A 23,753-nucleotide genomic window follows, 5' to 3' on the forward strand; every position below is an offset into this window, starting at 1 on the left:
CCCGAAGGACAAGATCCGCTCGACTTGCATGTATTAGGCACGCCGCCAGCGTTCGTCCTGAGCCAGGATCAAACTCTCCAAAAAGGGTAGTTCAATATGCTGTGCTCATTACAAGCTAGCTTTATTTCTTTAAAAAGCATATGCGCTCATGTTCAGTTTTCAAGGAGCAAGCTTGTCTTACTCGGTGTTGCTTGTCCGACTCGCTCTCGCGGCCGGAAGACTAATGTACCACATTCGTTCGTCTCATTTCAACTGGTAATTCATAACAGTCTCGATGATGTCCTCCGTGCTTGCGGCGGATTCATAATATAACACCGCGGACAGCCCGCCACAACCGCTAAATATTTCCGTCATAGCCCTAGGAAATAAAACGGGCCGCCCCCGAAGCGAACGATCCGCTTCGGAAGCAGCCCTCAACCATCGTCTATTGCCCGATGTCGCCGCGCCGCTCCATCAACCTCAGAATCATCGCGGCCCCTTGCGCCCTCGTCGACGCCGACGCCGGGGAGAATGCGCCGTCGCCCATTCCGTTCATCAAGCCGAGCTCGCGGGCGAGCTCGACGGCGCCGATCGCCCAAGCGGCGATATCCGCTCCGTCGCGGAACGCGCCGACGCTGCCCTCGCGCGCGAGTCGATCGGCTGTCGACTTCGCTTGCGATTCCAGCCCTAGCGCCCGGACGATGAGCACGGCCATCTCCTCGCGCGTTACCGCGTCGTCCGGCCGGAAGCGGCCGTCGCTGCCCTTCACGAGCCCGAGCGCCGCGGCGCGGGCGATGGCGTCGTAGTGCCATGCCCCGGCGGGGACGTCGACGAACGTCGGGACGGCGTCCGGTTCGGCGTCGCCGTCTTCGCGGCGGACCAACGCTTCCACGAGGAGCTTGCCGAACTGCGCCCGCGTCAGCGGCTGCTCCGGCCGGAACGAGCCGTCCTCGAAGCCGTCGACGACGAAGCGAGAGGCGAGCGCCTCGACGTCTCGCCGCGACCAGTGGCCGGACAGATCGGCGAACGTCTTCTCGGTCGACATGACAGCGTAGACGCCGAACGTCGTCAGCTCTACCGATAGCGTCGTCTTCTTCGAATCGAGTACGCCGCCGACATATCGCCATGTACCGCCCTCCAAGCGGTAGATACCTAGCTTCCGCGGATCGATGTCCGCAGCCGCTGCAGCATCGTACTTCAGCGACAGCCCGAACGGCTGCCCCGTCGCGGCCATCGATCCGACGTCAAGCCGGTAAGCGTCGCTGTAGCCCGCGACGCGCTCGGGCAATGCAAGCGACTCAAGCGCGAGGCGGCCCGCCTTCAGCTTCCGCTCCGCGTCGAACGTCCCTGCGGCGAACCGCAGCTCGACGTTCCCATCGAAGCCGCTCCACGCCGTCGTCGCCGGACCGAACGTCGCTTCCTCTTCGTCGACCGCGTTCGTCGGCGGAGGCGGAGACGGTGGAGGCGACGGGTTACCGGATGAACCGCCCCCGTCTCCGCTCGGACCCGCAGTTCGGAACTGCACGACCGCCGCGTCTGACACGTTCCAATACGTATCCGCCGACACGAGCGTCGCCTCGTAGTCCGTCGAAGGCTGGAGCGATCGAAGCTCCGCCCTCCCGACGCCCTTCTCGATATACGTCGGCTCCGAATACGCGGCGTCGCCGACCTTGCGCCAAGCGACGATGAGGCTTCGGAAGTCGGCGTCCGCCGGATCCGTCCAGACGAGGTCCGCCCGATCGATGCCCACGTTCGTCGCGCGGGGCGAGCCGGCCGGCGCCGGCGGCGCCGCGTCCATCACGAGCTCCGGCTCGTCGACGGTCGCGCCGCGGACGATCGCGCCGTTCGAATCTTCGCCAGTCGGATTGATCGCGATCTTCACCTCGTACGCCGCGCCCGACTGCAGGCCGGTGATCGCCGCGAACCGAACGCCGACCGGCACCTCCACGCTTTGCTGCTGCGTAAACGAAGCGTCTGCGGAGGCTTTCCAGTATACCCGAATGCGGTCCGCCGCCGTCACTCCCGTCTCCTTCCACCGTATAAGCAGCTCCTTACGGCCGGAGACGGCTTCCGGCGCCTGAACCGTCAGCGGTCCCGACGCAGCGACCGTGCCCTCGTACGCCGTCTCCATCGCGACGGAGGCGTAGCTTACCGGCTTCGCGGATACCCGGACCGTGTACGCGGTGCCGACTTCCAAAGCCGCTTGGAAGCGGAACGTCCGGGCGACTTCCCGGCCGTCGGCCGTTTCCTCGGCGTCTACCGGAACCAGGACGCCGGGAACGTTCTCTCCGCCCTTGGCGAGAGCGACGTCCCCCGGCTCGAACGAATCGACGAGCATCGGCTTGCTGAACGTCAGCAAGGCGCCGTTCGCATAAGCGAGCAGCTCTTCGACCCGCGGCGTCTCGAGCGACGTCATCGGAATGTTGACGTCGAAATGCGGCGGCAGCACCGTCAGCTCCTCGCTCTCCGCCGGGAGGTAGCCGTCCTTTTCGTACAACACCTTCCACTTGCCTTCGGGCACATCCCAGCCGTACTTCCCGTTCGCGTCCGTATAGAGCGGATTCGCTTGACCGTACCAATCCGCGTCCCACGGGCTCCACGAACCGTCCTGCGGATCTTGATACAGGATCGTAGCTTTCACGCCTTCCAGACGATTCGACGCGACGGCTTCGTACACGTATCCGCTCGGGTCCCAAATCCAGACCGGATCGGCCACTTTATCCTCGTTCTTCGGCTTATCGTCTTCGTCCTCCGGAGGCTCCTTGCAGCGATCGATCGCACCGGCCGCGGCCATATCGTCGCGCCACTTCTTATTTTCCTCGAAGTCTTTCTTGAGGTAATCGAGATCCTCCTGCCACGTCGCTTTCGCCGAATCGCCTAGAATCGTCAGGGCGCTCGCAAAGACGAGTCCTCCGACCCCGGCCGTTACGACGCCCGCCACCAAGCCGAGTCCGGCGGTAATTTGTTTCAAGACCAGCATCTCATGCGCCCGTTCGAAAATGCGCTCGGTCTCCTTAATATAATGGTTGACCGAGGGCGCGTGACATTCGCTGTTGATGACTTGGTTCTGGAAGTCGAGCAGCTGATCCGCGTAATCGGTGAAGTCGAGGGCGTCCTCCACGTACCCTTTGGCCGCGTTCAAGTGACCCAAGACGCCTGTCAGCTTGCTCTCCGGCGAGACGAAGCTCATCACGTTCATGACATGATCCGTGTTGATCTGGTCCCCCGCGAGCTTCGCTTCGGCGGCGAACGACTTGAAGGCGAGCTGCGCCTCCCGCGTCATCGCGCTCGTCGGGACGATGCTGGAGAAGGTCACCGCTCCCGCGGCCGGATTTTTCTCCACGGTAAAGTTCGTATATGACGAAGTCGGCCCTTCGATGCCCTTGAGCGAGAGACGCGCGTAGGCGATTGACCCGTCCGGGAATGTCATCTTGAACGCCGGGGAATGGAAGAAGCCGTCGGCCGCCCCCGTTCCGAACGCCTCCGCCGTCTCCGCTTCGGTCGCCCGAGCGAACGTCGTATCCGCGAAGCCGCCCGTCATCTCGCTTCGGCCGTATTTGCTCCACTGCTCCGCCGTCGGAGGCATTCTCGCCTCGACCGGCTTCGGCGCGACGTCGTACGTGACGTAGATTCCCGTCTTCAGCGAGTGATTCGGGATGAGGTAGCCGCTGAATTCTTTCGTCTGCCCTGTCCGCCTCGCCGGAATCGGCGTGTCGCCGACCCAGAAGGTCACGTTCGAGACGCGGTCGGCTTCGTTGATTTCCGCGTCCAGAAACAACGGCATGCCCGGCACGATCACGTACGGAAACTTCGAGACGCCCTTCGACGGATCGAGCGTCACGACCCGCCCGTCGGATTGCTGCATCGTCACGCCCTCGACGACCGCATGCGTTTCGTCGACGGACACCCGGACGATCTCGGATTGCAGCGTGCCGCCTTCCGCGGCGACCTTCGCCTGGAGCCCGTAGACCGGGCTCTCCCGCCAGATCGCCGACTCCGGCTTCGTCGGCAGCGACACCGTCGTCCCCCAGAAACCGCCCGGCGACGCCTCCGCGACGCCGACCGTCTCCCGGTCGGCGAAGATCGTCACTTGGCTGCCGGCCGGCGCCCGTCCGCTGACGTAGATATCCTGCGAAGCGGACAGTCGCGGCGCTTCCAGCGTGACGGCGACGGGCGTCAGGAAGACGCTGCCGACCGTCTCCTCCCGAGGCTCCGTCTCGTTCGCTAGCCGGAAGCTCATGCCAAGCCGCGCCTCCGCCCGCGTCGCGAACGACGCCGCCAGCTTCAGCCGGTACGTTACGGAGCCCGGACGCTGCCGGTCGACCGCCCCGATCGGCACGAGGTACCGCCCGTCGGACTGCTTCGCCGGCGAGACGACGGCGCCGTTCCAGACGACGCTGTCCTCCTGCAGCGTCGCGCCGGCCGGGACGTCGAGGACGAGGCTCGCTTCGGCGGCGTTCTGGCTCGCATCGAGCCGGTAGCTGCCGCGCAGCGTGACGATTTCGCCCGGCGATACTTCGTTCTTCGCATGCAGCGCGTTGCCATCCCTCCCGAAGAACGCGAAGGTCTGCGCAGGAATCGCGATCGACGGAATTTCGACGATCTTGCCTTCTTCGACCGTGACCTCGCGGGTTACCCGCTTATAGCCGCCGGCCCGAGCGCGTTCCGTGAAATCCACTCGGAACTCTCCTGCTTGCGAGAGTCGGAAGGAATACGTTCCGCCGGCTTGGAACTGCAAGGGTCCGACATAACTCCAAGCGCTCCCTGTCCGACGATATACCGTTCCGGTCAGATTCGCGAAGTCCGTCACCCCGTCGATTCGTCCGACGATCCGCCCTCTCTCCGTCAGCTCCAGCCTCGCCGTGCCGTTGCGATTGTCGTCCAACGCCGCAGTCGTGCATACGCGGGAGTAATCGTCGAACAACCCTTTCGAGCATACGTTAAGCACATCTCCAGGGGACGCTTCGAGTGGAATCCGGTTGTTGCCGCCGATCCAAGCATTGGCATAGACCCCTTCTTTCCCCCCTGTCGCCGTAATGCCGTAATCGACGGCTTGGCGCCAGTCGTCCACCGGCAGCCGTCTGGACGCTTCGTCTAGCGGCGTATATTGGAGATGAATCGTAAGGTATCCACTTCCTCGGTCCGTGACCCGCAGCGGCTGCTCGAGGTCCGTCCCTTCGCCGATGCGAATCGCGACGGGACTCGTCGCCATCTGGTACGACGGCGGTCCTTTCTTCTCGACGCGGAGCGTATAATCGCCGCTCGGTCCCCTCAGAACATAAGCGCCCTGCGCGTCGGTTTCGACCTTATTCTCGATGCTGTTTTTCAAAACGAGATACACGGTCGCGCCGGCCACTGGCTGCCCGCTCTGATCGGTAACGACGCCGCGAACGGCGCCGTCCGGCCGCAGCGCCGCCGATACGGCGAGCTCATTCGCCCCGGGCGTCAGCGTCACGCGCCGTTCCTCAGGCGTCTCGTAAGCCGCCGGAACGTCGAACCGAACGATGATGTCCTCCTCGGCGTACCGCGCGGCGCGCATCCGGTAGCCGTAATCAGCTTCCCATCGAGCCGTCTCGAGACGCTTGCCGTTCGCGTCGTAAAACTTGATCGCGGCATCTTTGATCTCTTCTTCGCCCGGCGTCGTCAGCTTCACCGCGAGCGTTGCGGAAGGCTTCGGCGACAAAGCCGCCTCGGCGCGTCCGCCGCTCTTCACTTCGATCTCCGCCCGCTCGCGGAGCGTCACGCCCCGAGCGTCGATCAATTCGATCGCGTAGACGGCAGGTCCCGGCAGCGGAATCGTCGCTTCCGGGGTTTCGCCGAGGCGAACCCCGCCCTCGTATCGAAGGTTTTCGCTTTTGCTCTTGAGCCGCACCCAGCTTCCCTTCATCTGACCAGCGTAAGCGCCCGTCAGCTTCACCGTCGCCTCCCCCGCGATCTTCAGCGGGAAGCCGGACGGGTCCGCCTCGGCCGATACTTCGGGCGCTCCGACCTGTTCGGCGCGAATCGCCAAGACGTCCGTCGCTCCTTCCGGCGGCGCGAACGCCGCACGGTAGACGCCGGGCTGCGACGCGTCCTCCGTCATCGGCAGCGTCGCGGTCTTCTCGCCTTCCGACGACGATGCGTACCGGACGACGGCCTGCGCTTCGAGGCCGGGCGTGCCGAACGCCAGAATCGCGACGCTCGCGCCCAGCGGGAGCTGCCCGCCGATCCGGTTCGGATGCGACCAGGCGACCGTCGAAAGCTGCGATTCCGGCTGCTCCGCGTCGGTGCACGGCCCTTCGAAGCAGGCGATATGAATGCTGCTGCCTTCGCCTTCGCCCATGAGGAACGCCGCCCGGCTGCCGTCGCCGCTCAGGAACGGGGCGGTTACCGATTTCGCTCGGTTACCGATATACGTCCACTCCTCCGCGACGCGGTCGTACCGAATCGAACCGCGGTCCGAATCGAACGGCTGCGTGCTCGGACTTCCCGGCGTTCGATTGTAATACGAGAAGGCGACGTATCTGCCGTCCGCGCTGATCTGCGGCTCCCCGAGCCCTAGATTCAAGCCTTGACCGAGATGAGAGGCGATCGATTCCGTCGTTCCCGACCGTCGGTCGTGGACGTATACGCGAATGTCCCGGTACCCGACGCCCCCTTGCAGCGCGATCGTTTGACCGTCCTGGGACAGCGAAACGTGCATCGCGCTGACGAGCTCATCGTCCCCGAACGGCACCGGAACATATTCCAGCGCGTTCGTGCGGGTATCGTACACGTACAAGCGGCGAACCGCATCGTCCTGCCAGCCCGGCATATTCGAAGCCGACGTCAGGAACGCCGCGTACCGGCCGTCGCCGCTGATCGCGGGCGACGAGCTGAAGTCGTTCGCGATATCGCCTTCGTTCGTCTTGCTGATCAGCTTCACCGTCTTCGTCGGTCGATGATATAAGAAGATGTCGGTATGCTCGTTGTCGTCTTCCTCTACGATCTTATTCGAATCGCTCTCGAAGACGAGCCACTCCCCGTCGTCGCTCATCGCCAGATGCCTCGGATCGACCGCCCACACCGGCAATACGGTATCGGAGTATCCGGTCGTTCCGTCGTAAATATACAGGTCCGGATTGGTGACCAACATCACCCGGGTCGCGTACGCGACGAACCGTCCGTCTCCGGACATCGCGTACAGTCCGTCTTGCACATACTGGCGCGGGTCGGATAAGTTTTGAGGCAGGCTCCCGATCCGCTTGTAGCGCTTCGCCGGGTCCTCTTCCAAAACATCGTACGTATAGACGCCATATAAGCTGTTCGACGTCGTCGCATCCGGCAGCGTGTACAGACGCGCAATGAATGCCGCTTTCGTGCCGGCCTTGTTCAACATCGGAGAATAGATGCCCTGATTGTATCCGGCGTGCTCCGGTACCGACGCCGCCTCTGCCGAGTAGCGGTGGAACGTCCCGGCCCGCATGCGCATGGACTGTTCGCTTCGATTGCCGGCCCGGTCGACCGCATAGATCTCGTACTGGAACAATCCGGTCTCCGGCAAGCCGGCGTCCAAGTAAAATAAATCCCGAGTCTCCCCTAGCTTCGCGCCGTCTCGGAACACCTCGTACCGATCCACGGTCGAATCCCGCGAATACGAGCCGTCCGGATTCGGTTCCCGCTCATACGGCGAATCCCACTGAAGCAAAATCTGATCGTACGCGGGGTTGGTCCACCCCTTGGACTCCGGCTCCATCGGCTTCGTCTCGTCGAATTCCACGAACTGCGACGCGGACGCCGGACTCGTCAGTCCATCCTTCTCCGCCGTCGCATAGAATTCGTACACCCCGGTCCCGCTCCATAACGACGCTCCCGTTTCGAACGAGCCGATGTCGCCGTACACCGCTTCGGTGACGTAGACGCTGCCGCTCTCTTGAACGGCGCCGTCCTTGCGGTAGTAAATCCGGACCGTCGACTCCAGCGGCGCCGTCCCCCGAATCTCGACTTCGGAAAACGCGACCGCGCTCGGCATCGGCTCGAGCGCCGGCGCGGACAGCGTCCCGTCCGAGAGCGCCGGCGTCTCGATCTCGCCGAGCAGCTGCGCGACCGTCTCGGGCGGCGGCGCCGGTGGTTCGTCGCCCGCTCGAATCGGTACGGCGGGCGCCGTCGACGTCGCCAGGACGGACGCGATGACCGCGGCCCATATCGTCTTGCGTATTCTTCGCTTCACGTGGCAAGCTCCTCCTCGTTCCTCGTTCCTCGTAAGAAACCGTAAACTACGTTCATTCTAACGAGAGCTCCCCTATGACAATCGTGACGGTTTGTCACGACTGTAGTCATAGAAGACCAAAGAAGGAGTCGCTATAGAGCGATAGTCTCAACAAAAAAAGACCGATAGGGCGACTATCGCCCCATCGGTCTTCCTCTTCCCGCTTATACCATAACTTTGCAAATATCGTTCGTGAACGCGACCGGATCCTGCACCGGCAGCCCTTCGATCAGGAGCGCCTGGTTGTAGAGCAGGTTCGTGTACAGGTTCAGCTTCTCCTTGTCGTTCGCGTGCGCGGCTTTCAACGAAGCGTACACGGGATGGTTCATATTGATTTCGAGCACCTTCTCGGCTTGGACGTTCTGTCCGCCGTTCGGCATCGCGTTCAGCACCTTCTCCATCTCGATCGTAATTTCGCCTTCCGTGGAGAGGCACACCGGATGGGACTTCAGCCGCTTCGACGCCTTCACCTTCTTGACCTTGTCGGACAAGAGGCCTTGCATGTACTCGAACAGCTCCTTCGCTTCGTCCGTTTCCTTCGCCGCGTCTTCGCTCGCGTCCGGCTCGATGCCGAGATCGCCGCTCGATACCGACTTGAACTCCTTGTCCTTGTACTTCTGGAGCATCTTGATCGCGAACTCGTCGATCTCCTCCGTGAAGTACAGCAGCTCGTAGCCCTTGTCCGTCACGAGCTCCGCCTGCGGCAGCTTCTCGATGCGCTCGATGGAATCGCCCGTCGCGTAATAGATGAACTTCTGATCTTCCGGCATGCGGGAGACGTATTCGTCGAGCGTTACGAGCTTCTTCTCCTTCGAGGAGTGGAACATCAGCAGATCCTGCAGGTCGTCCTTATGCGCGCCGTAGTCGCTGTACGCGCCGAACTTCAGCTGACGGCCGAACGCCTTGTAGAACTCCTCGTACTTCTCGCGCTCGTCCTTCAAGAGGGAGAGGAGCGCGCTCTTGATTTTGTTCTTGATGTTCTTCGCGATCAGCTTCAGCTGGCGGTCGTGCTGCAGCATCTCGCGGGAGATGTTGAGCGACAAGTCTTCCGAGTCGACCATGCCCTTCACGAAGCTGAAGTAGTCCGGCAGCAGGTCGCCGCACTTGTTCATGATGAGCACGCCGTTGGAGTAGAGCTCGAGACCCTTTTCGTATTCCTTGGTGTAGTAATCGAACGGCGTCTGGCCCGGGATGAAAAGGATTGCGTTATACACGACCGCGCCGTCGGCGCTGACGTGCAGATGCTTGATCGGCTTGTCGAAGCCGTAGCGCTTCTCGAAGTAGAAGTTCTCGTAGTCTTCGTCCTTCAGCTCGTTCTTGTTCTTGCGCCAGATCGGCACTTGGCTGTTGACGGTCTGCTCCTCCGTAACGTCTTCCCATTCGTTCTCCGCGCCTTCCTTCTTCTTGCTGCGCGTGACGTCCATCTTGATCGGGTAGCGAATGAAGTCGGAGTACTTCTTAACGATGTTTTGCAGGCGGTACGTCTCGAGGAACTCGTCGTAATTGTCGTCCTCGGTGTTCGGCTTGATCTTCAGCACGATGTCCGTGCCGACCGTCGCCTTCGTTCCGGGTTCGACCGTATAGCCGTCGGCGCCTTTGGAATTCCACACATACGCCTCGTCGCTGCCGAGCGCGCGGCTCGTCACCGTCACCTCGTCCGCGACCATGAACGCCGAGTAGAAGCCTACGCCGAATTGACCGATAATGTTGTGGCCGTCTTTCAGTTCGTTCTCCTGCTTGAAGGCCAACGATCCGCTCTTCGCGATGACGCCGAGGTTGTTCTCGAGGTCTTCTTTCGTCATGCCGATGCCGGTATCCGAAATCGTCAGCGTGCGATTGTCCTTGTCCGGCGTTATCTTAATGTAGTAATCCTCTTGGTTGAACGTCAGCGAGTCGTCCGAAAGAGCCTTGTAATAAATCTTGTCGATCGCGTCGCTGGCGTTGGAGATCAATTCTCTTAGGAAAATCTCTTTCTGCGTATAGATGGAGTTGATCATCATCTCCAACAGACGCTTGGATTCCGCCTTAAACTGCTTCTTAGCCATCCGTTCGGTTCCCTCCACATCGATTCTGCCGCGTAATGATTAGCACTCTATTGAACTGAGTGCTAATTCTCCTTTTTATATAACATACTCGATTTTTCCATGTCAACCGCGAGTCCGTCCACCGCTTCTCTCGTGCACGGCGTGACGAGCGACAGCGGCTTGCCTGCGGCGGCGCGCGCTTGCTCCAGCGCTTCCTCCGGCTTGCCGAGCTTCTGCAGCGTCAGCGCGTAATAATAGTAAGATTCGGCGTGCTTCGGCTTCTTCTCGATCGTCTTCTCGTACCACTGGGCGGCTTCCTCGTATCGTCCGAGCATATAGTACGTCTGCGCGAGGTTGTCCAAAATCGAAACGTCGCTGTCGTTGTACTCCTGCGCCTCTCGATTGATCGCGAGCGCTTCCTCGAGATCGCCCCGCAGCAGCTTGAAATAACCGAGATTCGCGTACACGGTCGTATTCTTGTATTCCTTATGTACTTCTTCCAGCAGCGCGACGGCTTCGTCCCGCTTGCCCTGCAGCCATAGCGCGGTCGCCAGGTTCAGCTGCCCCTGCATGCGCGGGATGCCGGGCTTCGTCTTCGGCAGCGCCTCCTCCAGCACGCGTTCCGCCTTGACCGGGTCGCCGGCCTTCATGAGCAGGTACGCGTAGCCGATCGCTTGCGGCGGCTTCGCGTTGGGGAGATTCGCGCTCTTCTCGAACAGGCGCAGAGCCTTCTCGGCGTTCCCCTTCATAAGTTCCGCATTGCCCCGCCCGGCGTACCAGGTCGGTCTGAGCGCATAGAAGGCGGCAAGAAGCAGGACGAAAATAACGAGTAGAATAACGGCTTGAACTGGCGGCATAAGGCAAGATTCCTCGCTTTCGGATCGGAAGTGTCGCCTTCTATTATAGCCGATCCCTCCGAGATCGCCTAAGCCGCCGTTGCGGCGGGACCCGCTTCGTCGACATCGGCGCCGCCGCCCCGAATATTGCGACTGCGGCGCCTATGCGTCCCCGCCGATCCGCACGACAGTCCGGCCGCGAATCGTACCGCGGAGGATGTCCGCGAGCCGCTCAGGCAGCTCGTCGAAGCCGATCTCCTGCGCGATGTCCGTCAGAAGTCCGGCCGGCTTCCACTCGTCCGCCATCGCGCGCCACAGCTCGAGCCGCGTCTCCATCGGACACGCGACCGAGTCGATGCCGAGCAGGTTGACGCCCCGCAGGATGAACGGAAAGACGGACGCTTGCCACTCGCCGCCGCCGGCCATGCCGCTGACGGCGGCCGATCCGCCGTATTGCAGGGAACCTAGCACATGGCGCAGCCCTTCGCCGCCGACCGGATCGATCGCCGCCGCGAACCGCTGCTTGAGCAGCGGGGACGGCTTCTCCGGCGCGAGCGCGGCGCGGTCGATAACGTCGGTCGCGCCGAGACGGGTCAGGTAGTCGCGCTCCGACGCTCGTCCCGTGCTCGCCGTCACCTCGTACCCCGCCCGCGCGAGCAACGCGACGGCGATGCCGCCGACGCCCCCCGACGCGCCGGTGACGAGCACCGGACCGCGGTCGGGCCGCAGGCCGTTGTCCTCGAGCCGCCGGAGCGACAGCGCCGCCGTAAAGCCGGCCGTGCCGAGCGCCATCGCCTCCTTCGGCGACAGACTCTCCGGCAGCGGCACGAGCCAGTCGGCCGGCAGCCGGGCCAGCTCCGCGAAGCCGCCGTCGTGCGAGACGCCGAGCCCGTAGCCGGTCGCAACGACGCTGTCGCCTTCGCGGAAGCGCGGCGCGCTAGATTGCACGACGACGCCCGCAAGGTCGATGCCGAGCGTCCGCGGATACGCCGCCACGACCTTGCCGTTCGCCGTCGCCGCCAGCCCGTCCTTGTAATTCACGCTCGAGTACGCGACGCGAACCGTCACTTCTCCCTCCGGCATTTCCTCCATTTTGCGTTGCTCGAACCCGGCCGAGAAGCCGTCCGCCGTCTTGCGCGCCGCGAACGCTCGATACTTCTCCATATCTCAGTTTCCTCCGATCGTTAATAAGAATGGTTTACGCGAGGGTAATCTTGTTGCAACCATTCTAACAAACGCCCTCTCCCCTCGCTATTCATCCGCACACGACTTGGCACCGGAATCGCCGTGTGAGGGGTGACCGCCTTCACTTCTTTCGCCCCCTCATCTTACAGCTGAGCCAAGGGAATTCGGGGAGAAGGAACTGCGAGGAATACTTGGCCCGAGGCGCACAGCAAGGCGCGGACAGCTGAGCGAGCTCAACGAAGGGATTGCGGGGAGCTGAGACCAAGAGAAGCGCCAAAAAAAGAAGGGCGACATCGTCACCCTTCCTCCCCCGCGGCTTGTAAATTGCGGAATTGATTGTAAAACATCTGGTAATACGTGCCTTCTCGCCTCATCAATGCGTCGTGGTCGCCTCGCTCGGCCACCTCGCCGCGATCGATGACCATGATCGTGTCCGCGTCGCGGATCGTGTTCAACCGATGCGCGATGACGAAGCTGGTTCGATCCCGCATGACGTTCAGCAGCGCTTCCTGAATGTGCAGCTCCGTGCGCGTGTCGATGCTGCTCGTCGCCTCGTCGAGAATCAAGATCGACGGCTGCGCCAGAACGACGCGCGCGATCGCGAGCAGCTGCCGCTGCCCCTGGCTGATGTTGCCGCCGTTTTCGGTCAGGACGGTGTCGTAGCCTTGCGGCAGCCGGCGGATGAACACGTCCGCGTTCGCCGCCCGCGCCGCCGCTACGACCTCTTCGTCCGTTGCGTCCGGCTTGCCGTATTTGATGTTGTCCTTGACGGTGCCGGAGAACAAATACGTGTCCTGCAGCACGATGCCGAACGCTCGGCGCAAGCTGTCGCGGGTATACTCCCGGATGTCTCGGCCGTCGAGCAGAATGCGCCCGCCGGTCGGATCGTAGAACCGGGTGACCAGGTTGACGATCGTCGTCTTGCCCGCGCCGGTCGGCCCGACGAGCGCCGTCGCGCTTCGCTCCGGCGCTTCGAAGCTGACGTTCCGCAAAATCGGAACGTCGGCGCGGTAACCGAAGCTGACGTTCTCGAAGACGACCTTCCCTTCCGGCCTCCGCAGCTCGACCGCGTCGGGCGCGTCCGGGGCTTCCTCCTTCTCGTCGAGCACCTCGAACGCCCGCTCCGCGCCGGCGACGCCCGCCTGCAGCACGTTATACGTCTGCGCCAGCTCGTTCAGCGGACGGACGAACTGCCGCGAGTACCCGACGAAGCTCGCGATAACGCCGACCGTGATCGAGCCCTTCACCGCCAGCAAGCCGCCCGTCAACGCGATCGCGGCGAAGCCGATGTTGTTGATGACGCTCAGCAGCGGCATCATGAAGCCGGACCATACCTGCGCCTTGACGGCGGCGTCGTACAGCTTGACGTTTACGGTCTCGAACTGCTCGATCGACTTCTCCTCGTGATTGAACGCCTTCACGATCTGTTGTCCGGTGATCGTCTCTTCGATATGGCCGTTGAGCGCGCCGAGGTGCGCCTGCTGGTCTTTGAACAGCACGCTCGTGCGTTTCGTGATCGTGCGCGCCAGCAAGAAGACGAGCGGCACGGTCACGAGGGCGGCCAACGTCAGAAGCGGGCTGAGCACGAGCATCATAATGAGCGAGCCGAGAATGGCTAGCGAACCGGACATCAGCTGCACGGTCGACTGCGAGATCGTCGTGCTGACGTTGTCGAGGTCGTTCGTCAGTCGGCTCATCACTTCGCCGTGCGAGCGGGAGTCGAAGAAGCCGAGCGGCAGCTTCTGCAGCTTCGCGAACAGCGACGCCCGCAGACCCGCGACGACGCGCTGCGATAAGCCCGCCATCATCCAGCCTTGCAGGAACGACAGCGCGCCTTCGCCGACGTAAGCCGCGGTCAAGGCGACGATGACGACGGGCAGCAGGCCCATGTCGCCGTCCGCGATCGCGTCGACGCCGACCCCGATCAAGTAAGGGCCGGCGACGCCGATCGCCGCGCTCAACGCGACGAAGACCGCGATCAGCGCAAGCCCGGCGCGTTCCTTGCCGAAGTACGACCACAGCCGCTTCATCGTCGCTTGGAACTGCTTCGGCTTGACGACCGGCCCCCGGCCCGGAGGGCCGAAACCGCCCGGACGGCCCGGCATGGGAGGTCCCGGCGGCGGACCGCCCGCGCCTCCGGCGTTCTCGCGATTCTTGCGATCCGACTCAGACATGGCTCCGCACCTCCTTCCCGACTTGCGATCGATAGATTTCTTGGTAGACGCGGCATGTCTGCATGAGCTCGTCATGCGTGCCGACGCCGACGACCTCGCCGAGGTCCAGTACGACGATCTTGTCGGCGTCCATGACCGAGCTGATCCGCTGCGCGATCAGGAGGCACGTCATCCCTTTCGCGTACGCCTTCAGCGATTCCTTGATTCGCGATTCTGTGGCGGTGTCCACAGCGCTCGTGCAGTCGTCCAAGATTAAGATGCGCGGCTTCTTCACGAGCGCCCGCGCGATCGAGACGCGCTGCTTCTGGCCGCCGGACAGGTTGACGCCGCGCTGCCCGAGCCGCGAACGGTAGCCCTCCGGCAAGCGCGCGATGAACTCGTGCGCTTCCGCCATCTTGGCCGCGCGTTCGACGTCGGCTTCTAGAGCATTTTCGTCGCCCCACCGGATGTTATCGAGAATCGTGCCGGAAAACAGCACGCTCTTCTGCGGCACGATCGCGATCGACTCACGCAGCGCCGCCGGATCGACGTCCTTCGCGTCGACGCCGTCGACGAGCACCCGCCCGCCGGTCGCGTCGTAGAAGCGCGGGATGAGCCCGACCAAGGTGCTCTTCCCCGAACCGGTGGAGCCGATGATGCCGACGGTTTCCCCCGGCTCGCACGCGAAGCTGACGTTCTTCAGCACGGGAGAGCCCGGCGCCTCGCCGTACGCGAAGTCGACGCCTTGAAATTCGATTCTCCCTTCCTTGCTCTTCGGCGCCGCGTCCGTCTTCCACGTCATGTCGTTCGTCTGGGCGAACACCTCGCCGATCCGGATCGCGGAAGCGCGAGCCCGCACGAACATGGCGAACACCATCGACACCATCATGAGCGAAAAGAGCATCTGCGTCATATAGTTAATGAACGCGACGAGCTCGCCCACTTCGCCGCTCTGCATGGCGCCCGACTCCATCCACCGGCCGCCGATCCAAAGAATCGCGACGACGCCCAGGTTGACCGTCAGCATGATCGCCGGATTGAAGACGGCCATGGCTCGCATCGCGCTCGTCGAGCGCTGCCGCTGCTCCTCGTTCGTCGCCCCGAACTTCTCGACCTCGAAGCCGAACCGGTTGAACGCCTTGACGACCCTCACACCGGCGAGATATTCGCGCACCGCCGCGTTCACGCGGTCGAGCGACTGCTGCACTTTCAAAAACCGGGAGAAGCCGACCTTCATATTGAAGGCGACGAGCGCGGCGACGATCGGCACGACGACCGCGAAGATGGTCGACAGCTCCGGGTTGAGCCGGATCGCGAGGATGAGCGCCCCGATGCCGAGCAGCGGCGCCTTGACGAAGATGCGCATCAGGCCGCCGACGAAGTTCTGTACGAGCGTGATGTCGTTCGTCATGCGGGTAATGAGCGACGCGCGCTCGAACTTGTCGATGTTCGCGAACGACAGCGATTGAATTTTCCGAAACAGGTCGCTCCGCAGCTCCGCGCCGAATTTCTGCGACACGTAGACGGCGAGCACGTTCCGAAGGCTGGCCGCGATCGCGCCGCCCGCCGTGATGAGCAGCATGAGCCCGCCGATGCGGAGCACGTAATCCATGTCCCCGTTCGCGATGCCGCGGTCGATGATGTCGGCCAGCAGCGTCGGCATCATGAGGTCCGCCGCCGCCTCGAGCGTCAGGAAGAAAATCGCCAAAAGAAAGCCCTTCCAATACTTCTTAATATATTTTCCGCTTGGCATCCGCCGCTACGCCTCCCCGTTCCCCCGCAATTGGTCGGACAGCTTCTTCATGAGCCGCACGAGCTCCGCGCGATCCGCTTCGTCGAGCCGCTCGAACGGCCCCGCGAGCGATGCTCTCCAAGCGTCCTCCGTCTTGCGGATCGTCTCAAGACCCGCCTCCGTCAGGGCGATGTTCTTCACGCGGGCGTCCGTCGCATCCTGTTCTCGCCTCACGATGCCCGACCGCTCCAGCCGGTCCAGCATCTGCGACATCGTGCTGGCTCGCACGTCGAGATGCTCCGCCAGCTGTCCGATCGTCGCGGCGCCCCGCCGCTGCAGCTGCCTCAGCAGCAGCCACTGCACCTTCGTAAGCGGCTGCTGCCGCTGCGCGTCCCACGTCGACGAGCGCAAATGCCGATTCACGGCTTGCAGCGACGCCAAAAATTGTTCCAGGTTCGCATCCATCGTGCCGCCCCCTTTTCCACATATTTGTATTATATAGCTAACCTAAATAAAATGCATCAATAATCGTCCCCTTTTCCCCGGCCCATATGGTAGGATAGTAATAAATTTATGGCGTTAAGCTTTGAACCCCAGGAGCGTGCGTGCGGATCATGGAAACAAATATCATAACGATGTTCATTACGTTGGTCGCCACTTCGGGCGTGTTCACGCTGTTCCTGTGCCTATACGCGTATGTCAAACGGAAGGAAATTCCCGGCGCGCGCACGTTCATTTGGTATACGGCCTCCATGGCGATTTACATCTTCGCGGTCGCCTTCGAGTGGACGAGCGATACGGTGGAAGAGATCATGCGCTGGACCGTCCTTGAATATCTCGGCATCGCCTTCGCGCCGCCGCTCGGTCTGTTGCTCGTGCTGCAATATATCGGCAAGTCGGTCCCCCGCAAGGTCGCGGCGCTCATGTTCGTCGTGCCCGCCGTTACGTTCTTGTCGGTGGCGACGAACGAGTGGCATCATTTGTTTTATAAATCCATTTTCCTCCGTGAAAATACTCCCTCCCCCCTCGCCGACGTCGAGATCGGGGAGATGTACATCGTGCACGGCGCGTACACGTTCGGCTGCATGCTGGCGTCCGTCGTCCTGCTCGTTCGCCAGTGGTTTCGGACGAACCGGGCGTTCCGGCTGCAGCTCGCGACGCTGACGATCGGTCAGTTTCTGCCGATGGTCGGCGCGTTCTTGTATTTGATGGGCGTCACGCCGTACGGGATGGATCCGGTGCCGATGGTGCTGTGCCTGACGTCGGGCATGTACATCTGGGCGATGGTGTCCTCTCGCGTCCTGACGATCGTGCCGATCGCCAAGGAGCGGCTGTTCGAAAGCCTGCGGGAAGGCGTTATCGTGCTGGACGCGACGGAGCGCATCGTCGACTTCAACGCGGCGGTCGCCCGCATGATGCCGGGGCTGACCGCTTCCTCGGTCGGGACGTTCCTTCGCGACGAGTGGCCGCGGCTGACCGGCTCCCCGCTGCCCGTCGGCGGGACCGGGGACGGGATGCAGGAAGTGATGGTCTGGACGGTGAAAGGCGAGGACGTCTCCTACCAAGTGCGGTCGTCGCTCGTGCGCGACCGGACGGGCGAGACGATCGGCCGCCTGCTCATGCTGATCGACGTGACGGAGCAGAAGCGGCTGCAGGACAAGCTGACGCAGATGGCGTACTTCGACGGACTGACGAAGCTGCTTAACCGGGCACGGTTCGTGCAGCGAAGCCGGGAGCTGTTGTCCTCGGCCCAGCGGTTCGGCCTGCCGGTGTCGTTCGTCTTGTTCGACATCGATTCGTTCAAGCGGATCAACGACACGTACGGTCACGACGTCGGCGATCAAGCGATCGTGCACGTCGTCTCGATCGCGAAGCGGCTGCTTCCGCCGGACGCGCTGTTCGCTCGCTACGGCGGCGAGGAGTTCGCGCTCGCGCTGCCGTCCGCGACCGGGCTCGAGGCGGTCGAGCTGGCGGAGCGCGTCCGGGCGGCGTTCGAGGCCGAGCCGCTCCGCGCGGGCGGGGAGACGATCCTCGTGACGTCGAGCTTCGGCGCGGCAGAGGCCCGGGGGAGCGACGACACGCTGGAGTCACTGCTGCGCGACGCGGACGCGGCGCTGTACGCCGCGAAGCGAGCGGGCCGCAACCGGGTGCGCGCGTTCGAGCCGACGACGTAAGGCAAGGGGCTTTCGGGGCGAAGTCAGACTGCCCCGGAGGCCCCTGCCTGTGCCGCCAAACTGCTCAAAATTTGACACCTTCGCCGCAAACGGCTCAATTATTGACACGTTCCCCCGCCTGCCGTCCGACCGCCTTCCTCCGACAGCCTCGTTTACCGCGCATCACCAGCGATTGCGCCGACAAACTGCTCAAAATTTGACACCTTCGCCGCAATCTGCTCAATTTTTGACACGTTCCCCGGCCAGCCGACCGACCGCCTTCCTCCGACAGCCTCGTTTACCGCGCATCGCCCGCGACTACGCCGCCAAACTGCTCAAAATTTGACACCTTCGTCGCAAACGGCTCAATTATTGACACGTTCCCCCGCCTGCCGTCCGACCGTCTTCCTCCAACAGCCTCGTTTACCGCGCATCGCCCGCGACTATGCCGCCAAACTGCTCAAAATTTGACACCTTCGCCGCAAACGGCTCAATTTTTGACACGTTCCTCTGCCAGCCGACCGACCGCCTTCCTCCAACAGCCTCGTTATCCGCGCATCACCCGCGACTACGCCGCCAAACTGCTCAAATTTTGACACCTTCGCCGCAATCGGCTCAAATTTTGACACGTTCCCCGCAAAATAAAGAGGGACGCCGCTAGGCATCCCTGATCAAATCGCTTCCATTCATCTACAGCACTTCATCTAGCGAGCCGCCGCGTCTCTCCCATAGAGCGCGCTGCCGATCACGCCGGCTTCGTCGCCGAGCGCCGCCGGCACGACCGAGATCCGCTCCCAGTAGTCGGAGATCAACAGCCGCTGCATCGCCTCGCGAACGGGCGCGAGCAGCCGCTCGCCGGCCGCCGCCGCGCCGCCCCCGACGAGCACGACGTCCGGGCTGTACATCGTCACCGCGTACGCGAGGCCACGGCCGAGCTGCTCGCCCGTCCGCCGCAGCACCTCGATCGCGACCGCGTCGCCTTCGTCGTACGCCCGGGACACGTCCCGCGCCGTCAAGCCGGGCATGCCTTCGCCCGGGAACCACTCGCGCAGCACCGACGCTCGTCCGTCCCGCTCGACGAGGTCGCGCGCTTGGCGGGCGATGCCCGTCGCCGACGCGACCGTCTCGAGGCAGCCGGTCAAGCCGCACCCGCACCGGTACGGAATGCTCTCGAGCGGGATATGCCCGAGCTCCCCCGCCATGCTGCCGCCGCCGTAAAACAACCGCCCGTCCGACACGAGCGCCGCGGCGAGCCCCGTCCCGACGGTCACGCCGAGCACGTGCCGAACGCCGCGGCCCGCGCCGAGCAGCGCTTCCCCGTAGACGTACATCCGGACGTCGTTGTCGATCGCGACCGGAACGCCGAGCCGCTCCCGCATCCGCGCGACGACCGGCACGTCGCGCCATCGCAGATTCGTGCTGTTGAGCGCGACGCCGCCCTCCTGATCAATGAAGCCGGGCACGCCCATGCCGACCGTAATCGCGTCCCCGGGCACGCCGCATCGGCCGAGCAAGCCGCGCACCGTCGCCGCGATCCGATCGAACAGCGAGTCCGGCCCTTCCCCCGCCAGCGTAGGGATGCTCTCCTTCGCCGCGACGCGCTCCCCGTCGAGCAAGCCGATCGCCGTATTCGTTCCTCCGATATCTACTCCGACGCAATAGGACATGCCTGCGTCCTCCTCTGCCTAGTAAAGTCTTCCCTCTATTATAGTTTCTCGTCCGGAAAATATCTCCACTTTTTCCGTACCGCCCCGTATGTTTCGCCTCTCTCTCGACCATCCTAGTAGTATCGTAAATTAAGAGAGTATCGGAGGAATGAACCGTGAGCTTCGAGTTGGCGTTATTGGCGTTCGTCATCGTCGCGTTCGGATTTCTATGGCTACGAACTAAGAAACAACTCCAATCCACCCGGGAAGGCAGCGCTCTGCTGACGGACATCGCGGCGGAGCAGCGAGAGACGCTTCGGCATGGTTTATATCAGCGATTCAAGAGAAGCGACGATACGGAAAAGGAAAATCCGTTCGACTTCGAACACTTCGTCGCCGAACTGCTGACGGTCGTCAACGAAAGCGACGTATACGTGACGAAGTCGACCGGCGACTTCGGCGTCGACATCGAAGAACGGCGGGACGACGGTTTATTCTTATACCAGGTCAAGTGTTACGAGAAGCCCGTCGGTTTCGAGCCGATCGCCATCCTCCATTCGCGGATCGTCAAGGACGGGGCGGACGGGGGCTGCGTCGTCACGACGAGCGCGTTCACGCAAGCCGCGATCGACTATGCGAAGGCGGTCGACATCGAGCTGATCGACGGGGACGATCTATTGGACCTGTGGGAGGAAGCGTTGGAGTATAAGAAGGAAACGGCGCGTGAGCTCATCCCGGACGTGGTGTGATTATCGAGCAGAAAGAGATGTTCCATCTTACTGAATCATCTCTTTCCGGGCTCGCGGTTACCCCGCGCGTAATACGGCACCAGCGTTAGATATGGTGGACTTTAATTGGGTTTGTATGTTCGGAACTCAATCTTTCCCGGTCAGCAATCTTCTGCCGAATTGCACGCGCGCTTCAAGCTCGATCATAAACTTGCATTCCTCGCAGCAGTGCATCCCCTTCGCGTTCCGCTTCACTCGATCGTACGCGGCCGTGCCCTCGAAGACGACGAACTCCTTCTTGCAGATGTAACAAATCGAACGCAGCCGAAACCCGTCTTCGTTCATCACTCGATCCCTCCCGGGCCGGGAGCTTCGCCGGCATTGACGGGCGAAGCGCATCGCGGTATAAAGAAAATATGAAATAACACACTGTGCTAAAATATTTTAGTTCAGTGTGCCAAATATAGCAAGGGGCTAACAACGTTGCCGAAAATCGTGGACCACGAGGAAAAGAGGAAGCTCATCGCCGAGACGGCGTGGCGCATCATCGAGTCGAAGGGGATCGAGCATGCGTCCATTCGCGCCGTCGCCGCCGCCGCGAGACTGTCGCCCGGCGCCCTGCGGCATTACTTCACGACGCAGGACGAACTGCTCATGTTTATCGTGGATTATTATTTGACGAGAGGAACCCAGCGCGTCGAGTATCCGACGATCGGTTCGCTGCCGATGGAGGCCGCGAAGGAGGCGCTGCTCACGCTGCTCCCGACGGCCCCGGACAAGCGAACGGCGACCGGCGTCTGGTGGGTGTTCGCGATCCGTTCGCTGACGAGCGCCGCGCTGCAGGGGAAGAAGGACGAGCTGACGGACGGACTCCACGGGCTGACCGCGGCCGTTCTCGAGCTGTTGGCGAAAGCCGGGCTGCTCCCGCCGACGCTGGATACGAAGCTCGAGACGCTCCGGCTCGCCGCGGTCGTCGAAGGGCTGACGATACTCGCCTTGCTCCGGCCGGAGCTTTATACGCCGGAGACGATCGAGTCGATCGTCCGCCGACACATCGAAGAGCTTTGCGGCGTCCGATGAACGGGAATTCCTCAGCCTTATTACACGAACGAAGGGCTTGCCCAGAGGGAGAAATCACCTCTGAGACAAGCCCTTCCTTTTTCAAACCCGCCTTCACCGTCCCAACGCCACGCCCAGTTAGCGCCCCAATGGTTACGTTGCCTTCCGCCGATACGAGCGGAAGGTCAGCGGCGCGAACGCGAGCAGCGCGGCGGCCATGACGGCGAGCGCCTTCGTCAGCTCGACGACGTCCGTCTGGCCGTGCATGAGCCCCCGGGCGGCGGTCGACGTCAGGCTGATCGGGTTATACGCGACGATCGGACCGAGCCAATTCGGCATCGTGGACGTATCCACGAAGACGTTGCTAGTGAAAAGAAGCGGGTACAGCGCGATGTACGACATGCTGGAGATCGACTCCGTCTTCTTGACGACGACGCCGAGGAACGCGAAAATCCAGCTCAGGCAGAACGCGTACGCGAGGACGAGCAGCAAGGCCAGCGCCGCGCCGACAACGCCGCCTTCCGGCCGGAAGCCGAGCACCAAGCCGAAGGCGAGCGTCGTGAGCAGCGCCGCCGCGAACTGCAGCAGGTTGATCCCCATCGTTCCGACGATCGCAGCGGGCTGCCAGAACGGAAGCGTCCGAAACCGGTTGAACACGCCGCGGTCGATATCGGTTTTGATGCCGATGCCGATGTAGACCGTCATGCTCGTCACCGTGTACACCAGCATACCGGGCAGCAGAAACTGCAAGTAGTTTCCTGTCGAACCGGAGATCGCGCCGCCGAATAGGAACGTAAAGATGAGCAGGAAGACGACGGGGAACACAACGACGTCGATCGCCATATACGGCAGCATGCTCAGCGATCTTCGCCAAGAGCGCCAAGCGAACGTCGAGATCGCGCGAGCCGGATTCGGAGGCGGCGGGATCGCCCCCTGCCTCATCGCCCGAAGCAGCTTCGACTCGTTCTGCATGTTCATACGAACGCCTCCTTCTCCGGAGCCGACCGTCCGGTGAGCGCGAGGAACACCTCGTCCAGACTCGGCTCGCTCAGCGAAAATTGGACGACCGCGACGCCCGCTCGAGACAGGGCGAGCAGCGCCTCGGCCGCCAGCGCCGGGTCCGGCGCCGCCGCGGAGAGCGCCGTCGGTTCGGCGAGCGTCCGCACGTCGGCGCGCAGGGCGCCTCGCAGGACGCGCTCCGCGTCGGCCCGCTGCTCCGCGCGTTCCAGGCGAACATGCACCGTCCCGCGGCCGACGGACGCCTTCAGCTCGGCCGAGGTTCCTTCGGCGATCACGACGCCTCCGTCGATCACCGCGATGCGATCGGCCAACCGGTCGGCCTCTTCCAAATATTGCGTCGTGAGCAGGATGGTCGTCCCGGCTTGCTTCAACAGGCGCACCATATCCCACACCTCGTTCCGGCTGCGCGGATCGAGCCCCGTCGTCGGCTCGTCGAGCACGAGCAGCTCGGGCGTCGCGAGCATCGCCGCCGCAAGATCGAGCCGCCGCCGCATGCCTCCCGAATATTGCGACGCCGGTTTCCCCGCCGCTTCCGAGAGGCCGAAGGCGTCCAGCCATTCGTCCGCTCTCGCCGCGGCCGCCTTGCTTCCGTACCCGAGCAGCCGCCCGAATAACTTCAAGTTGTCCCGGCCGCTCAGCTCTTCGTCCACCGCCGCGAACTGCCCGGTGAGACCGATCCGGCGACGAACCGCGTCAGGCTCCCGCACGACGTCGCGGCCGAACACCGCGGCAGTTCCTCCGTCGGGTCGAAGCAGCGTCGCGAATACATTCACCAACGTCGTCTTACCCGCCCCGTTCGGTCCGAGCAAACCGTACACGCTGCCCCGCGTCACGCGCAGATCGATCCCTCGCAGCACCTCGGTTCGGCCGAACGATTTTCGAAGTCCTCTCGCTTCTAATGCCAACTGTTCCGGTATCATTGGTTCCTCCTCCGATCAAGGATAAAACCATCGTACAACATGAATGCAAGTCCTCGGCTTGGAAAAGAAGAACCCTCTCGCCCCGCCGTTT

General features: G+C 62.8%; 14 protein-coding genes and 1 rRNA gene. 3 read left to right on the top strand and 12 right to left on the bottom strand.

Annotated elements, in window-relative coordinates:
• From FE782_RS13610 to FE782_RS13645, 8 genes are all read right to left on the bottom strand, one after another.
• Nucleotides 1-84, bottom strand: a 16S ribosomal RNA gene (locus FE782_RS13610); the annotation flags it as partial.
• 340 nt (nucleotides 85-424) lie between these two features.
• Complete coding sequence (locus FE782_RS13615; protein WP_138194681.1) at nucleotides 425-8,167, bottom strand: S-layer homology domain-containing protein; 7,743 nt, start codon at nucleotides 8,165-8,167, stop codon at nucleotides 425-427.
• A gap of 203 nt (nucleotides 8,168-8,370) precedes the next feature.
• The gene (gene htpG / locus FE782_RS13620; protein ID WP_138194683.1) at nucleotides 8,371-10,251 is read right to left on the bottom strand and encodes a molecular chaperone HtpG; all 1,881 of its coding nucleotides are present in this window, start codon (nucleotides 10,249-10,251) and stop codon (nucleotides 8,371-8,373) included.
• Between the two features lie 62 nt (nucleotides 10,252-10,313).
• Nucleotides 10,314-11,087 carry a tetratricopeptide repeat protein gene (locus FE782_RS13625; RefSeq protein ID WP_138194684.1) on the bottom strand — a complete coding sequence of 258 codons (774 nt, stop codon included), beginning with the start codon at nucleotides 11,085-11,087 and terminating at the stop codon, nucleotides 10,314-10,316.
• A 141-nt stretch (nucleotides 11,088-11,228) separates the two neighbouring features.
• Complete coding sequence (locus FE782_RS13630; protein WP_138194686.1) at nucleotides 11,229-12,230, bottom strand: acrylyl-CoA reductase family protein; 1,002 nt, start codon at nucleotides 12,228-12,230, stop codon at nucleotides 11,229-11,231.
• Between the two features lie 317 nt (nucleotides 12,231-12,547).
• Nucleotides 12,548-14,425, bottom strand: a complete 1,878-nt coding sequence (locus FE782_RS13635) for an ABC transporter ATP-binding protein (RefSeq protein WP_202914530.1) — start codon at nucleotides 14,423-14,425, stop codon at nucleotides 12,548-12,550.
• The gene (locus FE782_RS13640) at nucleotides 14,418-16,157 is read right to left on the bottom strand and encodes an ABC transporter ATP-binding protein (protein ID WP_138194687.1); all 1,740 of its coding nucleotides are present in this window, start codon (nucleotides 16,155-16,157) and stop codon (nucleotides 14,418-14,420) included. Before FE782_RS13640 ends, FE782_RS13635 begins: the two co-directional genes overlap by 8 nt.
• A gap of 6 nt (nucleotides 16,158-16,163) precedes the next feature.
• The gene (locus FE782_RS13645) at nucleotides 16,164-16,601 is read right to left on the bottom strand and encodes a MarR family winged helix-turn-helix transcriptional regulator (RefSeq protein WP_138194688.1); all 438 of its coding nucleotides are present in this window, start codon (nucleotides 16,599-16,601) and stop codon (nucleotides 16,164-16,166) included.
• 149 nt (nucleotides 16,602-16,750) lie between these two features.
• On the opposite strand from FE782_RS13645, the gene FE782_RS13650 reads away from it, so the two are divergent.
• Complete coding sequence (locus tag FE782_RS13650; protein WP_138194690.1) at nucleotides 16,751-18,310, top strand: histidine kinase N-terminal 7TM domain-containing diguanylate cyclase; 1,560 nt, start codon at nucleotides 16,751-16,753, stop codon at nucleotides 18,308-18,310.
• A gap of 683 nt (nucleotides 18,311-18,993) precedes the next feature.
• Here the strand turns inward: FE782_RS13650 and FE782_RS13655 are convergent.
• Nucleotides 18,994-19,956, bottom strand: a complete 963-nt coding sequence (locus FE782_RS13655) for an ROK family protein (RefSeq protein ID WP_138194691.1) — start codon at nucleotides 19,954-19,956, stop codon at nucleotides 18,994-18,996.
• A 155-nt stretch (nucleotides 19,957-20,111) separates the two neighbouring features.
• Between FE782_RS13655 and FE782_RS13660 the strand changes: the two genes are divergently transcribed.
• Nucleotides 20,112-20,684 carry a restriction endonuclease gene (locus FE782_RS13660; RefSeq protein ID WP_138194693.1) on the top strand — a complete coding sequence of 191 codons (573 nt, stop codon included), beginning with the start codon at nucleotides 20,112-20,114 and terminating at the stop codon, nucleotides 20,682-20,684.
• 126 nt (nucleotides 20,685-20,810) lie between these two features.
• On the opposite strand, the gene FE782_RS13665 is transcribed toward FE782_RS13660, so the two are convergent.
• A complete protein-coding gene (locus FE782_RS13665) occupies nucleotides 20,811-21,008 on the bottom strand; it encodes a hypothetical protein (protein ID WP_138194944.1) in 198 nt (65 codons plus the stop codon).
• Nucleotides 21,009-21,146: 138 nt separating this feature from the next.
• On the opposite strand from FE782_RS13665, the gene FE782_RS13670 reads away from it, so the two are divergent.
• Complete coding sequence (locus tag FE782_RS13670; RefSeq protein ID WP_138194695.1) at nucleotides 21,147-21,743, top strand: TetR/AcrR family transcriptional regulator; 597 nt, start codon at nucleotides 21,147-21,149, stop codon at nucleotides 21,741-21,743.
• Between the two features lie 132 nt (nucleotides 21,744-21,875).
• Here the strand turns inward: FE782_RS13670 and FE782_RS13675 are convergent, their stop codons facing one another.
• Together FE782_RS13675 and FE782_RS13680 are read right to left on the bottom strand one after the other, a co-directional pair.
• Nucleotides 21,876-22,700 carry an ABC transporter permease gene (locus FE782_RS13675; protein ID WP_138194697.1) on the bottom strand — a complete coding sequence of 275 codons (825 nt, stop codon included), beginning with the start codon at nucleotides 22,698-22,700 and terminating at the stop codon, nucleotides 21,876-21,878.
• The gene (locus FE782_RS13680) at nucleotides 22,697-23,662 is read right to left on the bottom strand and encodes an ATP-binding cassette domain-containing protein (protein WP_138194699.1); all 966 of its coding nucleotides are present in this window, start codon (nucleotides 23,660-23,662) and stop codon (nucleotides 22,697-22,699) included. Before FE782_RS13680 ends, FE782_RS13675 begins: the two co-directional genes overlap by 4 nt.
• Nucleotides 23,663-23,753: the final 91 nt, after the last annotated feature.

The sequence above is a fragment of the Paenibacillus antri genome (assembly GCF_005765165.1).
Lineage (GTDB): Bacteria > Bacillota > Bacilli > Paenibacillales > YIM-B00363 > Paenibacillus_AE > Paenibacillus_AE antri.